This is a genomic window from Streptomyces sp. NPDC043996, assembly GCF_056435225.1.
Genome location: NZ_JBWKEY010000004.1, coordinates 432,568 through 449,730 on the forward strand (window position 1 = coordinate 432,568; position 17,163 = coordinate 449,730).

A 17,163-nucleotide genomic window follows, 5' to 3' on the forward strand; every position below is an offset into this window, starting at 1 on the left:
GAACCCTCGAATGCGATTCGAGGAGAATATGAGCGCGCAATAGAGAGGCGGAAAAGCGTTGGCGTGAAATGGCGCAGCCTCGACTTCGAAGGCATTCTTGACCGCCGGCCCCGCCTTTAATTCCACGGGCCGACCCCTGAAATTCATGCGCCGGAAGCGAGGCATTCGCGAGGGCACCCGGCACGCCGCCGCGCCGAGGTGACCCTCGCCCGCGTGGATGGCGGCACCAGCAGCCGAAGGCGTCGCCCGGCCGCCCTCCCCCGCTCGCGCACACCCGCACACCCGCGCGCCCGCGCTCGCGCTCGCGAGAGTGCACGTACAGATGACCCGTGCGGGCGGGGAGGGGATCTGGATGCGGATACGGATCTGGATACGGACACGGACACAACGGTCCGCGATCCGGCCGCTCCGGAGGCAGCCGAAGTTAACTCACCGGTATAACTCGCGAGTAATGCAACGGGCAGGTCCATCGCGGGCGCGAGTGGGCACACCTCACCTGCGCATTGCATGCGAAGTGGTGTAGACCATACCCCTCGCACCGCGGCCAGTCAATGGCTTGTTTTACCAATCCGGCGCGAGTAGATTCCCCCGCCAAGCACGCCAGGAATTACCTGTCGTTGCACATGATGAAATGCCAGCGTTGCACATGTTGAAATGGTCTCAGATTGCAGGACGAGGATGGCGGAACCTAAGCCTCCTGTGCTTCTCTGAGGGCGATCCGACCAAGGCCCCGAACACCGCACGTACGACACGGAGTCGTCAAGTACGCGCTTCCGTTTTTCTGTGCTTTTCCTTTGCGAGGGAGGGTTTGTGATTGCTGTTCACACGCATGGACGGCGCTTACACGTCACGCGCTCATCCCGCGCCGCCTGTGCACTGTGTCGGCAACGCGTACCGCACTCCCTGACGAAGCCCGACCCCCAGCGCCGGGACGAGAGGCTGTTACGGACGGCGTTCATCATTTCCAGCAGCGGGGACTGGATATTCCGGTTCGCCTTGCCCGTCCTTGTGCTCCAGCTGACGGGCTCCGCGGTCTCGACGGCGCTGACCTACGCGGTCGAATTCGTGCCGTTCGTGGTCATCGGACTGTTCAGCGGAGTCGTCGCCGACCGTGCCGACCGGCGGCAGCTGATGATCGCCTGCGATGTGGTCTCCGCGGTGATCGTCGCCGGAATCGGTGTGCTCTGCCTGATCGAACCGCCGACGATCCTGGTGATGGCGGCGGCCTTTCTGCTGGGCTGCGTACGCCCCTTCTCGTTCCCGGCGTTCCAGGGATTCATCACCGAACGGGTCGCCGGGCACCGACGGGCCGCCATGAACGCCTGGGTCCAGGGTGCGGACGGCACCCTCGCGATGCTCGGCCCGGTCGCCGGCGTCGCGGTCGTCACGCTGCTCGGCCCGACGGCCGCGAGCTTTCTGAACGCGGCGTCGTTCGCCGTCTCCGCGCTGCTTATCGGGGCCACCGCCGTCCTCGCGACGCGGCAGCGACTGATGGCGTCGTTCCGGGCCGCGTGCCGCTCACTCGTGCCGGACGCCGTCGCGGCCGTGCGCATGGTGGCGACGCAGCACGCTCTGCTTTCGGCCACGATCCTGCTGACCCTGGCCAACTTCACCTTCCCCGCCGCGGCGGCCAACCTCGTCTACATCGTCGCCGGACCCGACGGAGACGTCCCGGCCTCCCTCGCGGTCATCGCCGCGGCCCAGGGACTCGGCGCCGTCCTGGGCGCCGCCGCCTCGCCCGCGCTGCTGCGGAGGTTCTCCCCGGGCACGCTCATGGGGTCGGCCATGGCAGTGAAGGCCCTCGCCCTGACGGTGCCCGCGATATGGCCCGGTATCGGCGCGCTGACCGTGTGCTGGTTCGTCGTCGGCACCACGACCTCCACGTTCATCGTGCCCTGGCGGACCTACCGGCAGGGCGCGGTCGACCCCGAATTCCTCGGCAGGGTGGTGGGACTGCAGCGCGCCATTCCCTTCGCCGCCGTTCCGGTCAGTTCGCTGCTCGGCAGCTGGCTGGTCGTCGAGTTCGGCGTCACGGCACTGTTCACGGCCATCGCCGCCATCCAGCTCTTCGTGTGGCTCGGCACCCGGTTCTCCTCGCTGGGGAGAGCCGACACGCCGAGTCCCCGAACAGTCGCCCCACCACCGGGAATACCGCCGTCGCAGCCGAGCGGACTCAGTGGATCCAGCGGCTCGAACAGAACCGGCGGATCGAGCAGAACCAGCGGCACCGGTCGGCTCTGAGCCGGTCGCGACCCCTTCGAACCAATAGCACTGACAACGCTGTCAACTCCAGTCCGACATTAGCCATCTGTCATTCGACAACCGTCGTTACGTCATTCGCCAACCGTCATTCGTCATTTACCATTCGTCATTCCTCAATCATCACTCCCGGTCACGGAAAGGTGTGGGGCAAATGCCATTGTCCTTCGAGGGCAGCGGGACAGTATCGGCGCAACGGGAACACTTCGCGGACGCGGGCTATCTCGTCCTGCCCGGCCTGCTGCCCGCGTCACTGCTCGACCGGCTCGTACCCGAGGTGGACCGCTGGGTCGACGACGGGCTGCGGTCCCGCTCGATAGCCGCCTGCCTGGACCCCAACGAGCACGATCCGCCGCCCGTCATGGAGCTCGAACTGCCCGCGCACGGCGAACTCCTCACCCACGAGCCGCTGTTGCGGATCATCGCGGACCTCATGGGCGCCCCGTTCGTCTTCCACCACCTGCACAGCGACCGGCACAACCCCTCGGCGCCCGGCAAGGCCTGGCACCACGACCACGAACCCAACGACCTCGGCGACCGCGACCTGGTGATGGTGCACGCGCTGCACTACCTCGGCGGGCTCGACGGCACGGTCGGCACCCTCACCGTGGCGCCCGGCTCCCACCGCAACACCTGGAGCAAGTCCGCGCTCGCCCACCTCGGCACCGCCGAACTGCCCGGCGAGGTCGTCATCGACGTGCTCCCGCCCGGCTCAACCGTGCTCATCAACTCCGCCCTGCTGCACGCCCGCAGACCCGCGCCGAGCCCGCCCGGCGCCCCGCCCCGCTACTTCGTCGACGCGTCGTACTGCCAGACCGGGGCGCGCTGGCGGCCCGTGAAGCCGTACTGGCGGCACATGCTCGCCACGGCCCGCGCCCGTGAGCTCGACGGCGGGCGGTGGCCTGAGCTGTTCGCGGAGCGGCACTTCACCGAGTACGCCCGGCAGGCGTGAGAGAGGACGGCACGGATGCACATCATCGCCCCCACCACCTTCGAGGAAGTGCGCGCCCGCTTCCACCAGGACCACCCCGTCACCCGCGCCCACGAGGTCAACACCAACGTGGACGCGGACAGCGCGCTGCGCCTGGCCGACGCGACCTTCGGCATCTGGTCGACGATCCGTCTTTCCCGCGCCGACGTCCGCTCGGTCCTTCTGCCCTGGCACCTCGGCTGCGGCGGCGGACGCGAGCTCGTCCCGCGCACCGGCCTCACCGTCGGCCAGGCGGCGGACCTGCTGCGGGCGCACGAGGCGGAGTTCACCGCGGCCAACCCCGTCTGCAGCGGCAAGATCGCCCTGTTCCGCACCGCCGCGTTCAGCTCCATCTACCTCACCACCCGCCCCATTCCGCACGACCACTACGCCGATCTGCCCACCGACGACGGCCTGGTCCACCTCGACGGCCTGCACCGCCTGCTCGCCTGGGAGCTGTCCGGACGCCTGTCGCCGCGCGAGGAGCTGCCCGCCTACATCGCCGGTGACCTCGCCCCGCTCGCCCCGGCCGACGACAGCCCGGGCGCGCCGAACGCCACCACCGGAGGTCTCCGCCCATGACCCGAGCGATGCGCTCCCCCGCGTCGCTGCCCGACGCCACACTGCCCGACCTGCTCATACGCAACGCCCTGACCCACCCGGACCGCCCCGCCCTCAGCGACGCGGACCGCGCCATCGACCACCGCCGACTCGACGCGGTGGCCGCCCACATCGCGGCCCGACTCGCCCGCCTCGGCACCGAGCGCGGCGACCGGGTGTCACTGCTCGGCCCCCGGGACGCCCGCATGTGCGCGCTGCTGCACGGCGTGCTGCGCGCGGGCGCCGTCGCCGTCCTGGTCGACCCCGGCTGGAGCCCGCGCGATGTGCACCGGCGCCTCGACGCCGTCAAGGTGCGCCACGTCCTCGCCACCACTCCGCACGCGGGCGCCCCCGATCCGTACCGCACCACGTACGTCGACGTCGACGCGCTCGCCGCCAGCGACCCCGGCGACCCGCTCAACGCGACCGCCGCGCCCTCCGGTTCGCCCTCGCGCACCCCGTCGTGCGCGCCGGACGACCTGGCGTACCTGTCGTTCACGTCCGGCTCCAGCGGGGAGCCGAAGGCCGTCGCGGTCACCCACGCCAACGCGGTGCACTACGCGCTCGCCCTGCGCGACCGGCTCGGCCTCAGCGATGCCGACGCGCCGCGCGTCGCCCACGTCACCACCCTGGCCGCCGACCTCGGGCACACCTCCTGGCTGCTCGCGCTCGCGACCGCGGGGTCGGTGCACGTGGTGCCCGACGCGCAGGCGCGGGACCCGGAGGCGTTCTGGACGTCCGTGCGCGAGGCCGGGGTCTCGGTGCTCAAGACGACGCCCTCGCACCTGACGGCCCTGCTCGCCGGGCGGCCGCGGGACGCGCCCGCCCTGGGCACCGTCCTGCTCGGCGGGGAGGCGCTGCCCCGGTCGCTCGCCGCGCGCCTGCTCCAGGACGGGATCGCCGCGCGGGTCGCCAACCACTACGGGCCGACCGAGACCACCGTCGGCGCCACCTGCTTCCTCGCCTCCGCCGTGGCCGACCTGCCCGCGGACGAGCCCACTGTGCCCATCGGCACCGCGATCGGCGAGGCCGAGCTGCGGCTCGTGCCCCACACACCCGGCTCCCCCACCCCCGTGCCCGACGCCGCCACCGAGGGTGAACTGCACATCGGGGGGCAGGGCGTGAGCGCCGGGTACTTCGGGCGTCCCTATGAGACGGCGCGCCGCTTCCTCTCGTACGAGGGACGGCGGATGTACCGGACGGGCGACGTGTGCCGCCGCAGGCCGGACGGCAACATCGTCTTCGTCGGCCGCTCGGACCGCCAGGTCAAGGTGCGGGGCTTCCGCGTCGACCCCGCCGAGATCGAGCGGGCCATGGAGGAGTTCCCCGGCGTCGGCCAGGGCGCGGTGATCGTGCGCGCCACGCCTGCGGGCAGCCAGCTCCTGGCCGCCGTGCGCCTGACCGGCGACGGGGAAGAGGACGAGGCGCTCGCCGCGCTCCAGACGCACCTCCACGACCGGCTGCCGGGCTACTCCGTGCCGCAGCCCATCCTCGCGCTGCCGGAGTTCCCGTTCGGCGCCAACGGGAAGCTCGACCGCGCGCGCCTGAGCGCCGTCGTCTCCGGCCTCATCGAGTCACGGGCCCGCACCGCGCGGCCCGGCCCCTCCGCCCCTGCGCGCCCCGCCGACCGTTCCGCGGCCTCGCTCGCGCACGCGCTGTGCGAGCTGTGGGCGGACGCCCTGGGCCTGCCCGTGGTCGATCCGCACGCGGACGTGGTGAGCCTGGGCGGGGACTCGATCCTCGCGATGCGCACCATCGCGTTCCTGCGGCGGCGCGGCCACCGCGTCGCGTTCGAGGACTTCTACGACCACCCGACGCCCACCGGCCTGGCGGCGGTGGCCGCCTCCTCGCGGCGCCTGCCCCAGCCGCGCGCCGAGGCCCTCGCCGCCGAGCCGCGCCACCTGGCCCCCGCCCAGCGGTGGCTGTTCCGCCAGCCCGTCGACGAGCCGCGGCACTGGAACCAGTCCGTGCTGCTGCGCTGCGAGGAGCGCGTGGACGCCGGGGCCCTGGCGCGGGCCGTCGAGGCCGTCCTCGACCGGCACACAGCGCTGCGCAGGCCGCTCGGCCCCGGCGGCCTGGGCCCGCTGCGGCCCGCGGGCGACCTGGACGCGGTGAGCCACTCCCCGATCCGGGCCGAGGACGCGGCCGCCGAAGTGGTCGGCGCGGTCTGCACCGAGCTGCACCGCGGTCTCGACCCGGAGGCCGGGCGCCTGCTGCGGGTGCATCTGTTCGCCGGCGGCGCGGGCGTCGACGACCGGATCGCGCTGATCGCCCATCACCTCGTCGTCGACGGGCTCTCCTGGCGCATCCTCCTCGACGACCTCGCCGCCGCCTACCGGTCCGCGCTGTCCGGGCGGCGCGCCGACCTGCCGCCGACGGCCGACTTCTACGCGTGGGCCGCCGCCGCGCCCCGGGCCTCCGCCGCGCACCCGGCGGTCGCGCCGCGGCTGCCCGTGGACGACGCCACGTCGAGCACCGAACCGGCGACCCTCGTCTGGAGCCTCGACGAGGAGGCCACCAGCAGGCTCGTCGCGCGGCACGGGCGCGCCCAGCGCCTGGAGGCGGTGCTGCTCTCGGCGTTCGCCGACGCCGCGCTCGCCTGGAGCGGTCAGCGCAGCCTCGGTGTGGAGGTGGAGACGCACGGCCGCGAGACCGACGGGGACGACGGGCAGTACCTGGACACGGTGGGCTGGTTCACCGCCGTCAAATGGCTCGCCGTCGACGCCACCGCCGCGCCCGACGCGACCCGGCGCACGGCGGAGGTGGAGGACCTGGTGCGGCAGGCCCCCCAGCTGCCCATGGACGTCGAAGGCGTGCGCCCCGAGGCGGCGTTCAACTTCCTCGGCACCTTCCGGCTGCCCGACGAGCCCTCCCTGGGCTGGTCGGTGGCGGACGAACAGGCCGGAGCGGCCCGCTGCGCCACCGGGGACTCGCTGTACCGGCTGCGCCTCACCGCCCGGATCGTCGAAGGACGCCTGGTGACCGACCTGGTGTACGCCTGGCCGCGCCTCGCGCACGACAGCGCGGAGCGGATCGTCGCCGGGTTCTCCCGCGCGGTGGCCGCCGCCGCGGACGCCGAGCCCCCGCCGTACGTCAGGGCGGCGGTGTCCACGTCCGGCCAGCTGGTGCACACCGGCGTCGCGCCGCCGCGCGGGCACTGGCGGGTGACGCGCGAGCCGGTGCCCGTGCTCCTGACCGGGGCGACCGGCTATCTGGGCGGGCACGTGCTCGACGAACTGGCCGCACGGGGCGCGCGCGTGACCTGCCTGGTCCGCGGCGACAGCGACGCCGACGCGGCCCGGCGGCTCGGCGGCGCCGACGTCATCGCCGGTGACATCACCGCCGAGGGCCTCGGCCTGACCCCGGCCGGGCTCGCCCGCGCCCGCGCGGCGCGGGTCGTCGTCCACGCGGCGGCCGACGTCCGCCTGGTGGCCTCGCCCGCCGACCTGGAGCGCACCAACCACACCGCGGTGCGGCGCCTGCTCGACTGGATCGACGCCCACGCCCCCGGCGCCCGCTTCCACCACGTCTCCACGCTGGCCGTCTCGGGCGAGGTCGAGGGCCCCGCGCGCCGCTTCAGCGAGGCCGACCTGCGCATCGGGCAGACCTTCCGCACCCCGTACGAGAAGGTGAAGTTCCGCGCCGAGGAAACCGTGCGCGCCTGGGCCGCGTCCGGCCGCCAGGCCTACGTCCACCGCAGCGGCCACATCGCGGCGCACAGCGGGACCGGGGCGTTCCAGCGCAATGTCGCCGACAACCGGATCTACCAGACCGTGCGCGGCTACGTCCTCGCCGGGGCGGCGCCGAGCCGCCCCTCGACAACGTTCGAGTTCTCGTACGTGGACACGGTGGCGGCCGGGATCGCGGCGCTCGCCCTCCATCCGCACGCGGCGCCCGGCGTCTACCACGAGGAGTCCCCGCACACCGTCGCCCACGACGAGCTGGTGGCGTGGATGGTCCGGCACGGCTATCCGGTGCGGCTCACGGACGACGCCACGTTCGCCGCGGCGCTCGCCCGCGCGGAGCGCCACCATCCGACCGTCGCCAGGATCGCCTCGACCTGGTCCCAGCTCGGGGACCGCAACGTCGTCGTCGACAGCGCGTGGAGCCAGTCCGTCCTCGACCGGCTCGGGGTGCGGTTCGCCGAGCCGACCGCCGAGTGGTGGTCGGCCGCGCTGTCCTGGGCCGCCGACGTCGGTTTCCTGCCGCACCGCTCGCCGGTCCCCGCCGATCCCGCCCGCTGACCACTCTCTCGTACGGCCCCAACCGGCCCCGCCAGCGCGGCGGGCCGACCAACCCTCTAGGAAGTGACGCGATGCCCCAGCTCTCCCCCATGCTCAAGCAGGCCACGCCCGTGGTCGCCACCCGTGGCGAGGGGATGTACCTGTACGACGCCGACGACCGGCGCTATCTGGACTTCACCGCCGGTGTCGGCGTGACCAACACCGGCCACTGCCACCCCCGGGTGGTCGAGGCCGTACGGCGGCAGGCGGGGCAGCTGATCCACGGCCAGTACACGACCGTGATGCACGACCAGCTGCTCACGCTGACCGAGCGCCTGGGGGACGTGCTGCCCGACGGCCTGGACTCGCTGTTCTACCTGAACTCGGGCAGCGAGGCGGTGGAGGCGGCCCTGCGGCTCGCCCGGCAGGCCACCGGCCGCCAGAACGTGATCGTGTTCGACGGCTCCTTCCACGGGCGGACCATGGGCGCGGCGGCGATGAGCACGGCGGGCACCCGCTTCCGCGCCGGGATCGGCCCGCTGATGCCCGGCGTCGCGGTGGCGCCGTTCCCGCACGCCTTCGGGCTCGGCCTGAGCGAGGAGGCGGCCGTCGAGCACGCGCTGCACGGCCTCGACCAGGTCCTCGCCACGGTGAGCGCGCCCGAAGAGACCGCCGCGATGTTCGTCGAACCGGTCCTCGGCGAAGGCGGCTACGTGCCCGCGCCTCCGGGCTTCCTCGCGGGCCTTCGCGAGCGTGCGGACCGGCACGGGATCCTGCTGGTCCTCGACGAGATCCAGAGCGGCTTCGGCCGGACCGGCCAGTTCTGGGCCCACCAGCACTCCCCGGGCGTCGCGCCGGACATCCTCATCACCGCCAAGGGTCTGGCCAGCGGCTTCCCGCTGTCGGCGATCGCCGCGCCGGTGGAGCTGATGGGCCGGGCCTGGCCGGGGTCGCAGGGCGGGACCTACGGCGGCAACGCCGTGGCCTGCGCCGCAGCCCTCGCCACCCTCGACGTCATCCGCGACGAGGGCCTGGTGGAGAACGCCGCCGAGCAGGGCCGCCGCCTCGCGGACGGGCTGCGCAAGACCGCCGCCGACGTGCCGGCCATCGTCGACGTGCGGGGCACGGGCCTGATGCTGGCCAGCGAGTTCCGCCGCCCCGACGGCTCCCCCGACGCCGCCCTGGCCCGCGGTGTCCAGCAGGCCGCCGCCGAGCGGGGCCTGCTCCTGCTGACCTGCGGGGTGCACGGCAACGCCGTACGGATGATCCCGGCGCTCGTCGTCACCGCCGAGCAGATCGACGAGGCGTTGGCCCTGTGGTCCGACGCCGTCGCCGCGGCGGTGCGGTGACGGCCTCGCGTGGACGCATGCCCCGTACGCCTTCCGAAAGGACTGATCACGCCATGACCGGAACCACCATCGACGACATCGGCTGGACCAGCGAGTATCTGGAGTCCGCACGCGACGTGTGGTCGCTGTCGGTCTCCGACGACGACCGGCGGCTGCTGTGGCCGGACTCGCTGGCCGGGCACTGGGGCGCGGGCGAGCAGGCGTACACCGGCGTGCGCGACTTCATCGGCGCCAGCCTGGACGCCGTGGGGTTCGTGAACGTACGCAACGTCATCTCCCCGGACGCCTCCGACGCCGACCTCATCACCAGCCTGTCCCGCGTCCTCGACGAGGTCGGCGGGGCCATTCCGCAGAACGCGCAGGGCGACCTGTGGACCATCCTGCGCGACCGCGACGGTGACGGCGCCACCGAGCTCGGCTTCCACTGCGACACCTGCGACCTGCTCGTGCTGCTGTGTCTGACGCCCGCGGCGGACGGCGGCGGCACCACCAAGCTGGCCAGCGCGCGGCACGTGTACGACATCATCGCCCGCGAACGCCCCGACGTCCTCGCCCTGCTGCAGCAGGAGTGGCGCTTCGACCGCACCGGCCGCGCGGGCCAGCAGATCGTCGTCACGCCGATCCTGTTCACCCAGGACGACGGCACGATCGGCTGCTACTACCAGACCCGTACGGTACGGGCGTCCGCGGAGCTCGACGCCCAGCGTCTGGAGGCACTCGACTACCTGGACGAGGTCCTCTACCGCCCGGAGATCGCCTTCGGGCTCCAGCTCGGCGCGGGCGATCTGCTGATGATCCGCAACAGCCGTGTGCTGCACGGCCGTTCCCCGTACGTGGACGTGCCGGGCCCCACGTCCCGGCGCATCCTGCGCGCTTGGATGAACGAGCGATGAGCGGCGACGGCAGGATCGGCGTCGTCACCGGCGGCGGCAGCGGCCTCGGCCGGGCCGCCGCGCTCGCCCTGCTCGACCAGGGCTGGTCGCTCGCGCTCGCCGGGCGGCGCAAGGAGGCCCTTGAGGAGACCGCGGCCCTGTCGGGCGCCGGTGCGGACCGGGTGCTCGCGGTGCCCACCGACATCAGCGACCCCGACCAGGTCGCGGCGCTGTTCCGCACGGTCGTCGACCACTTCGGCCGCCTTGACCTGCTGTTCAACAACGCGGGCGCGGTGGTGCCCCGCAAGCCGGTCGGGGAGGTGGCCGTCGACGACTGGAACCAGATCATGGCGACCACGGTCACCGGCACGTTCCTCTGCTCCCAGGAGGCGTTCCGCGTGATGCGCGACCAGTCGCCGCAGGGCGGCCGCATCATCAACAACGGCGCGCCGTCCGCCTACGCGCCGCGCCCCCACGCCGTCGCCTACACCACGGCCAAGCACGCGGTGCTCGGCATCACCCGGGGCCTGTCCCTGGACGGCCGTCCGTACCGCATCGCCTGCGGACAGATCGACGTGGGCAACGTGACGCCGGTGGACGGAAGCCCGCAGCCGCCCTCCAGGCAGGGCGACGGCTCGCTGGCCGTCGAGGCGACCATTCCGGTGGCCCGCTTCACCGAGGCCCTCGTGCTGATGGCGTCGATGCCGCTCGACACCAACGTGCAGTCCCTGACGGTGCTGCCCACGACGATGCCCTACATCGGCAGGGGGTGACGCGATGCTGGTCAGTGCCCGCTCCTTCGACGAGTACCGGGCGATGTTCGCGCTCTCGGACGACGACCTCGCCCTGCGCGTCCTCGACTGCCCCGGCGGGGCCGCGAGCTTCGTGGCCGAGGCCGGGGCGCGCGGCATCGAGGCGTTCGCCGTCGATCCGCAGTACGGCCCCGACCGGGGCCAGCTCGGCACGCTCGCGCTGCGCGAGATCGAGCACAAGCACGCGTACGTGGCCGCCAACGCGGAGCGTTTCGTGTGGGACTGGTTCGGCGGCCCCGAGCGCTTCACCCGGCTGCGGGCCGCGTCGGCCCGCGCCTTCACCGCCGACATCGCGGCCCGCCCGGACCACTACGTCGCGGGCGCGCTGCCTCACCTCCCCTTCGCCGACCGCTCCTTCGACCTCGTCCTCAGCTCGCATCTGCTGTTCTCCTACGGGGCGCAGCTGAGCGAGCAGTTCCACCTGAGCGCCCTGATCGAGCTGGTACGGGTGGCACGCCGCGAAGTGCGGCTGTTCCCCGTGGTGCTGCACACCAGCGACCACCGCTACGCGGCGCTCGACCGGCTGCGCGCCACGCTGGACACCCTGGGCGTGCCGTCGCGGCTCGACCGGGTCGACTACGCGTTCCAGCCGGGCGGCGACGAGGTCCTCACCCTCGACTGCACGACCCCGGGCCCGCTGCCCACCGCCCGCGGCGACGCCGACGCGCACGACCCGGTGCGCTGGCGCCACCTCGGGGATCGGCCGACCGCCTTGCAGGCCAGCGAGGCGTGAGCCGGGGCCAGTGGCCGGGGTGACGCACGAGGCCGCCCCGGCCGCCGGCCCGCCGTATCCCTCGTACGGGTGAACACACAGCCGTACGGCTGCGGTGACGGGATGGTGCCGAGGACCATCGGCGACCGGTGACGCGGGGGCGGGTCGCTGGAGGGGCGGCCGCGTACGGGGAGCGGGCGGCATCCATGGCGGTGGCTTCGGGGTGGATTCGGGGAGCCGCACACCGGGGTGAGGGGGCGCGGCGTGGCGGTGTTCGAGGCGCTGGAACCGGAGGATCCGCGGCGGGTGGGGCGCTACCGGACGGTGGCCCGGCTCGGCGCCGGGGGCATGGGCCGGGTGTATCTGGCGCGTTCGCCGGGGCGTCGGCTGTTCGCGGTGAAGGTGGTGCGCCCGGAGCTGGCCGAAGACGCCGGCTTCCGGCGGCGCTTCGCCCGGGAGGTGGCCGCCGCCCGGCGGGTCAGCGGGGCCTTCACCGCCGGTGTGGTCGACGCCGACCCTGAGGGCTCCCCGCCCTGGCTGGCCACCGTCTACGTGCCCGGTGTCTCCTTGGAGGAGGCGGTCGCCGGACACGGGCCCTGGCCCGCCCGGCCGGTCCTCGCGCTCGGCGCCGGGCTCGCCGAGGCCCTGGAGGCCATTCACGCGGCGGGCATCGTCCACCGCGACCTCAAGCCGTCCAACGTGCTCCTCGCCGTCGACGGCCCCCGGGTGATCGACTTCGGGATCTCCGTCGCGGGCGAGGCCACCGCGTTGACGCATACCGGCATGGCGATCGGCACCCCCGGCTTCATGTCCCCCGAGCAGCTCACCGGCCGCCTCGTCGGACCGGCCAGCGACGTGTTCTCCCTCGGCGCGGTCCTGGCGTACGCCGCCACCGGCAGCGGTCCGTTCGGCTCCGGTGTCCCGCACGCCCTGCACTACCGCGCCGTCCACGAAGAGCCCGACCTGTCCGCCGTGCCGCCCGAACTCCGCGCCGTGGTGGCCGCCTGCCTCGCCAAACGCCCCGACCGGCGGCCCGCCGTGGCTTGCCTGCTCGACCAGTTGACCCTCGCGCGCGGCGCGGACGGGGACGTGGCCGCCGCCACCCTGCTCCTCTCGGAGCCCGACTGGATGCCAGACCGGGTCGCCCGCCTCCTCCGCGAACACGCCGTGAGCGCCCTGCCCACCACCCCGCCCGCCTCCACCCCTCCCGCCTCGCCCTCCACCCCCGTACCGCCCCAGTCGTCCACCGAGTCCGTCCGCGGCCCCGCCCCACCGCCGTCTCCCACGAGTCCGGCCGAGCCCGGCGCGCACCGGGCCCCCACGCACAGCCACCAGGCTCCGACCGAGAGCCAAGGCCAGCCCGTCCCGGCCGCCGCCCCCGGCCCGCCCCGTACGCCGAGCCGCCGCCGCATCCTGCTTCCCGGCGCTCTGGGCGCGGCCCTGCTCCTCGTCGCCACCCTGTCCGGCCTGTACCTGATGGAGCGATGGCCCTGGTCGGACCGCCCGCGAACCCACTCCTTCCCACAGCCCGGCTGCGAGGGCGCCAGCCCCGCGCTCTCCTGGCGGAAGGTGGGCGGCACCTCGTCCTGCTCCACCGGCGGCACCACGATCCGCAAGCTCCGGGCCTCCAACGGCCGCATCGCCGAGAACAACGCGGAGCTCCAATTCCGCCTCAGCGACGAGTCGTTCCCGTCCCGCTACACGCTCACGGTCGACATCACCGATCTGACCGAGACGGACCCCACCGCCGAGGGGGCCTGTGCCGGATTCGCCACCCACACCAATGCCACGGGAACGACCTTCGAAGAGCTCGCGGTGTGTTCGGGCGCCGGCACCGCGGGCAAGTTCGGCCTGGTCAAGGTCCTCGACGGGGCCGAGTACGACCGCGCGGAGCGAGGCCTTCCCACCGGCGGCGAGCCCTTCCGCCTCACGGCCGAAGTGACGGAGCGCGCGGTCACGTTCTCCGTCCGGGCGAACGGCGGCGAGTCCAGCTCACTGCGCAGCACCGCGGTGCACCCGACCACCAGCTACATCGGCCTCACGGTCTTCTGGAAGAGCACCGACGCCCGTGCCACCTTCTCGAACTTCCGCTACCGGCCGCGGTAGCCGCCTCGGCCCGTGACCCGGTCGTCGGCGCGCGCGATGATGCGGCCATGGCGTTGTCCACGGAGTTGACGGAGTCGCTGGGCGTACGGCATCCGATCGTGTCGGCGCCGATGGGCGGTTCGGCCGGGGGCGCGCTGGCCGCGGCCGTCTCCCGGGCGGGCGGGCTCGGGCTGCTGGGGGGCGCGTTCGGGGATCGGCGCTGGCTGGAGCGGGAGCTGCCGATCGTCGCGGAGGGCACCGACCGGCCGTGGGGTGTGGGCTTTCTGGCCTGGGCGGTCGATGCCGGGGCGGTGGAGCGGGCGCTGGAGTTCGGCCCGGCGGCCGTGATGCTGTCCTTCGGTGACCCGAGTCCGTTCGTCGAGCGGATCCGGCGGTCGTCGGATGCCGCGCTGATCGTCCAGGTCACCGATCTGGACGAGGCCAGACGGGCCCTGGACGTGGGCGCCGATGTCGTCGTGGCGCAGGGCACCGAGAGCGGCGGCCACGGCGCCCGTCGCGGCCGCTCCACACTGCCGTTCGTGCCGCTCGTGGTGGACCTCGCGGCGCCGGTGCCGGTCCTGGGGGCCGGTGGGATCGCCGACGGCCGCGGGGTCGCCGCGGTGCTTGCGCTGGGGGCGGCCGGAGCGGTCATCGGCACCCGCTTCCAGGCCACGGCCGAAGCCCTGGTCGACCCTGCCGTCGGCAAGGCCCTCGTCGAAGGGCGCGGCCAGGACACCGAACGCAGCGGCGTGTGGGACATCGCCCGCGGCTCGAGCTGGCCCACCCAGTACACCGCCCGCACGCTCGGCCACCCCTACCTCGACCGCTGGCGCGGCCGGGAGGGCGAACTGGCCGCCGACTCCCAGGCCCGCCAGGACTATCAGGACGACGTGGCGCGGGGCGCGATTCCGCCGCTGCCGCTCTGGGCGGGCGAGGGCGTCGACCTCATCACCGGCCTGCCGTCCGCGGCGGACCTCGTCACGACCCTGGCAGCCCAGGCCGAGGACGCGCTGGCGCGGGCCTGTCGCGGAGTCCGACGGGGAGGCTAACGTGACGGCCGTGCGCGCGGCGTGGCTGGATCGGAACTCCCTTGCCGTACGGAGCGTCCTTCAAGGACACGGTCCGCGGTCAGGCGGGCCCGCGCCCATGGGGAGGGCGCATGGGGTGGGTGGAGTGGCTGGTATTCGGAGTCGTGTGCCTGGGGGCCGGGATCACGCTCCTGGGGACGCTCGCGCTGTTCGACGAGGGGCATCCCTTCGGTGGGCTCCTCGTGCTGCTGCTCCTCGCCGCCGGAGGCTGGTACGTCTTCCATGACTGGCCCCTGACGTGGCAGGAGGCGGCGTTCGGCGGAGCGTGGCCCGCGGCGGCTCTCTTCCTCACCGCCTGTGTCTTCATGGCCGAGGACGGCGAGCCCGGATGGGCCGCCTTGTGGCTCGTGCTCGCGGCGGTCGCGGTCGGAGCCCACTTCGCCGTGCCCCACTACGTGGAGGACGCGAAGGGGACGCGGAGGCCGGGACCGGTGGCGGCGTCCCAGCAGCCGTCACCGCCTCCGAAGCCGTCGTCCGGGACGTCGCTCAAGCCGTCGTCCGGAGCGTCGCTCAAGCCGTCGACCAGGCCGTCGATCGCCCCGTCGTCCAAGCCGACAGCTGAGCCGTCTTCCCCGTCTTCCGCCCCGGCCTCGAAACCCTCTCCCGGCTCGACGCTCAGCCCGACTCCCGGCTCGACGCTCACCCCCGCCAACAGCCCGACCCCCAGTCCTCCGCCCAGTCCTCCGCCCAGCCCGTCGCTCTCGCCGTCCGCGAGCCAGGCGGGCTCGCCCGGCCCCTCACCGGCACCCGCCCGGGACAGCGGCTCCGCCGCGGTGGCGTCCGGGAGGTCCTTCCCCGAGCAGTGGGGGCCGTGGATGAGCTTCGTCGGGGGCGGTGCCGCCGTGCTGCTGGCCGGTTTCCAGATCCACGAGATCATCGACCGGCGCCGGGAGCGCAGGGCCAAGAACTAGGCGAACCCGGTGACTCATTCAGGCTCGGTGACGGTGGCGGGGCCGGGCGGGGTGGCCTGCCATCTGCGGGCGGTCTGGCGCATCAGCTGCGGATAGACGACCAGATGGCGAAGGGGCCGGACCCCGGCCATGTAGGCCCGCCCAAACGGTCCGTTGGGTTTGACCAGCGCGGCCATCTGCGCCCGATAGCCCCCCGAGCCGTCGGGGACCCAGCCGTAGTGGGAGAGGCAGTGCACGGTCTTGTTGGACAGTTCCCAGGTCATCTCGTTGTGCGTGAGGTAGACCGGCCGGAAGGGCGTCCCGTGGGGCACCGGTGCGACCGGGCCGTCGCGCAGATCGGCCGGAAGCCGGTCCCGGAGGCTCGGCACCCGCGCGCCGAGGTCGTGTTCCGGCCGGTCCCAGGCCAGCAGCCGCCCGAGCCGCCAGCGCAGGTCCCACAGAGCGCGCGCGGGCCACGCCCAGCCGTCCGTCGGCCGGTGGTCCTCACCGGCGATCCGCTCACCCATCCGTACGAACCGCTCGAAGTCGTCCGGGCCGCCGGGTGTCGGCAGCGCCCACACGTCCTCGAGAGTGAAGTCGGCGGCGATCTCATGAATGCGCCACGGCTGATCCGTGTGCGCGCTGTTGGGCATTCTCATGGCGACGTGCCTCCCGTCAGTGGCGCGGCGCGTGGTCACGCTCGGGACGCCCAGCCGTGGGCGCGGGGTGGTCGCGGCGGGCCCCGACCAGCAGCAGGACACACGCGAGCAGGAAGAGCGGCCAGGGCGTGAACGGCAGGACCACGGCGTCGACGACGGTCCAGGCCCCCAGCGTCCAGGCGATGAACACCGGCGGGGTGATGCCGCGGCGGTCCAGCCACAGCACCGTCAGGCCGACCAGGACGAGCGGCACACCGAAGCTGTCCAGGCTCAAGAAGTACGCGCTGCCCGCCGGGCTCATTTCGGCCAGGTCCTCGCTCCACAGTCCGCCGCTGAACCACGTTTCCGCGTGGCGTGCGGCCTGCTCCACCGTCAGGGCGCCGGTCGTGTGCGCGGTTCCGCAGAACGTGATGATCCAGCCAGCCCACTTGATCATCTGAGTTCTCCCAGTTCTCCCAGTTCTCTGCGCTCTCTGCGCTCTCTGGGTTGTCTGCGTTCTCCGCCCCTCGTCGCTGCTCATATCGCTCCTGTCACCGATAGCCGGACGGGAACCAGCAACCTCCGAAAGCATCGCTGCGATACCGCCGGTTTCGATACTATAGTTTCGATACTCTAGTTCCGTATAATGCAGGCATGACAGCGAG

At 73.2% G+C, this 17,163-nt stretch carries 13 protein-coding genes; 11 read left to right on the plus strand and 2 right to left on the minus strand.

Annotation, left to right across the window (positions count from 1 at the left end):
- The first annotated feature begins 810 nt into the window (after positions 1-810).
- From AC07A4_RS12765 to AC07A4_RS12815, 11 genes are all read left to right on the plus strand, one after another.
- Entirely contained in the window at positions 811-2,241 is a 1,431-nt protein-coding gene (locus AC07A4_RS12765; protein WP_478596781.1) for an MFS transporter, read from the plus strand.
- Positions 2,242-2,413: 172 nt separating this feature from the next.
- Positions 2,414-3,211 carry a phytanoyl-CoA dioxygenase family protein gene (locus tag AC07A4_RS12770; RefSeq protein ID WP_478596784.1) on the plus strand — a complete coding sequence of 266 codons (798 nt, stop codon included), beginning with the start codon at positions 2,414-2,416 and terminating at the stop codon, positions 3,209-3,211.
- Between the two features lie 15 nt (positions 3,212-3,226).
- Positions 3,227-3,811 (plus strand): DUF6309 family protein, encoded by a 585-nt coding sequence (locus AC07A4_RS12775; RefSeq protein ID WP_478596786.1) that lies wholly within the window; start codon positions 3,227-3,229, stop codon positions 3,809-3,811.
- Positions 3,808-8,073, plus strand: a complete 4,266-nt coding sequence (locus tag AC07A4_RS12780; protein ID WP_478596788.1) for an AMP-binding protein — start codon at positions 3,808-3,810, stop codon at positions 8,071-8,073. Before AC07A4_RS12775 ends, AC07A4_RS12780 begins: the two co-directional genes overlap by 4 nt.
- Positions 8,074-8,144: 71 nt before the next feature.
- On the plus strand, positions 8,145-9,401 hold the full coding sequence (locus AC07A4_RS12785) for an aspartate aminotransferase family protein (RefSeq protein ID WP_478596791.1): 1,257 nt from the start codon (positions 8,145-8,147) through the stop codon (positions 9,399-9,401).
- Positions 9,402-9,454: 53 nt separating this feature from the next.
- A complete protein-coding gene (locus AC07A4_RS12790) occupies positions 9,455-10,294 on the plus strand; it encodes a TauD/TfdA family dioxygenase (RefSeq protein ID WP_478596794.1) in 840 nt (279 codons plus the stop codon).
- The gene (locus AC07A4_RS12795) at positions 10,291-11,046 is read left to right on the plus strand and encodes an SDR family oxidoreductase (protein WP_478597505.1); all 756 of its coding nucleotides are present in this window, start codon (positions 10,291-10,293) and stop codon (positions 11,044-11,046) included. The genes AC07A4_RS12790 and AC07A4_RS12795 overlap by 4 nt, the downstream gene beginning before the upstream one ends.
- Before the next feature lie 4 nt (positions 11,047-11,050).
- Positions 11,051-11,818 carry a methyltransferase domain-containing protein gene (locus AC07A4_RS12800; RefSeq protein ID WP_478596796.1) on the plus strand — a complete coding sequence of 256 codons (768 nt, stop codon included), beginning with the start codon at positions 11,051-11,053 and terminating at the stop codon, positions 11,816-11,818.
- 243 nt (positions 11,819-12,061) lie between these two features.
- A complete protein-coding gene (locus AC07A4_RS12805) occupies positions 12,062-13,903 on the plus strand; it encodes a serine/threonine-protein kinase (RefSeq protein ID WP_478596798.1) in 1,842 nt (613 codons plus the stop codon).
- Between the two features lie 47 nt (positions 13,904-13,950).
- Positions 13,951-14,931, plus strand: coding sequence for an NAD(P)H-dependent flavin oxidoreductase (locus tag AC07A4_RS12810; protein WP_478596800.1), 981 nt, complete (start codon positions 13,951-13,953; stop codon positions 14,929-14,931).
- Positions 14,932-15,041: 110 nt separating this feature from the next.
- On the plus strand, positions 15,042-15,881 hold the full coding sequence (locus AC07A4_RS12815; RefSeq protein WP_478596802.1) for a hypothetical protein: 840 nt from the start codon (positions 15,042-15,044) through the stop codon (positions 15,879-15,881).
- A gap of 14 nt (positions 15,882-15,895) precedes the next feature.
- Here the strand turns inward: AC07A4_RS12815 and AC07A4_RS12820 are convergent, their stop codons facing one another.
- Positions 15,896-16,519 (minus strand): DUF2867 domain-containing protein, encoded by a 624-nt coding sequence (locus AC07A4_RS12820; RefSeq protein ID WP_478596804.1) that lies wholly within the window; start codon positions 16,517-16,519, stop codon positions 15,896-15,898.
- Between the two features lie 16 nt (positions 16,520-16,535).
- Positions 16,536-16,955: a DUF6463 family protein gene (locus AC07A4_RS12825; RefSeq protein ID WP_478596806.1), complete on the minus strand. Its 420-nt coding sequence runs from the start codon at positions 16,953-16,955 to the stop codon at positions 16,536-16,538.
- Positions 16,956-17,163 lie beyond the last annotated feature (208 nt).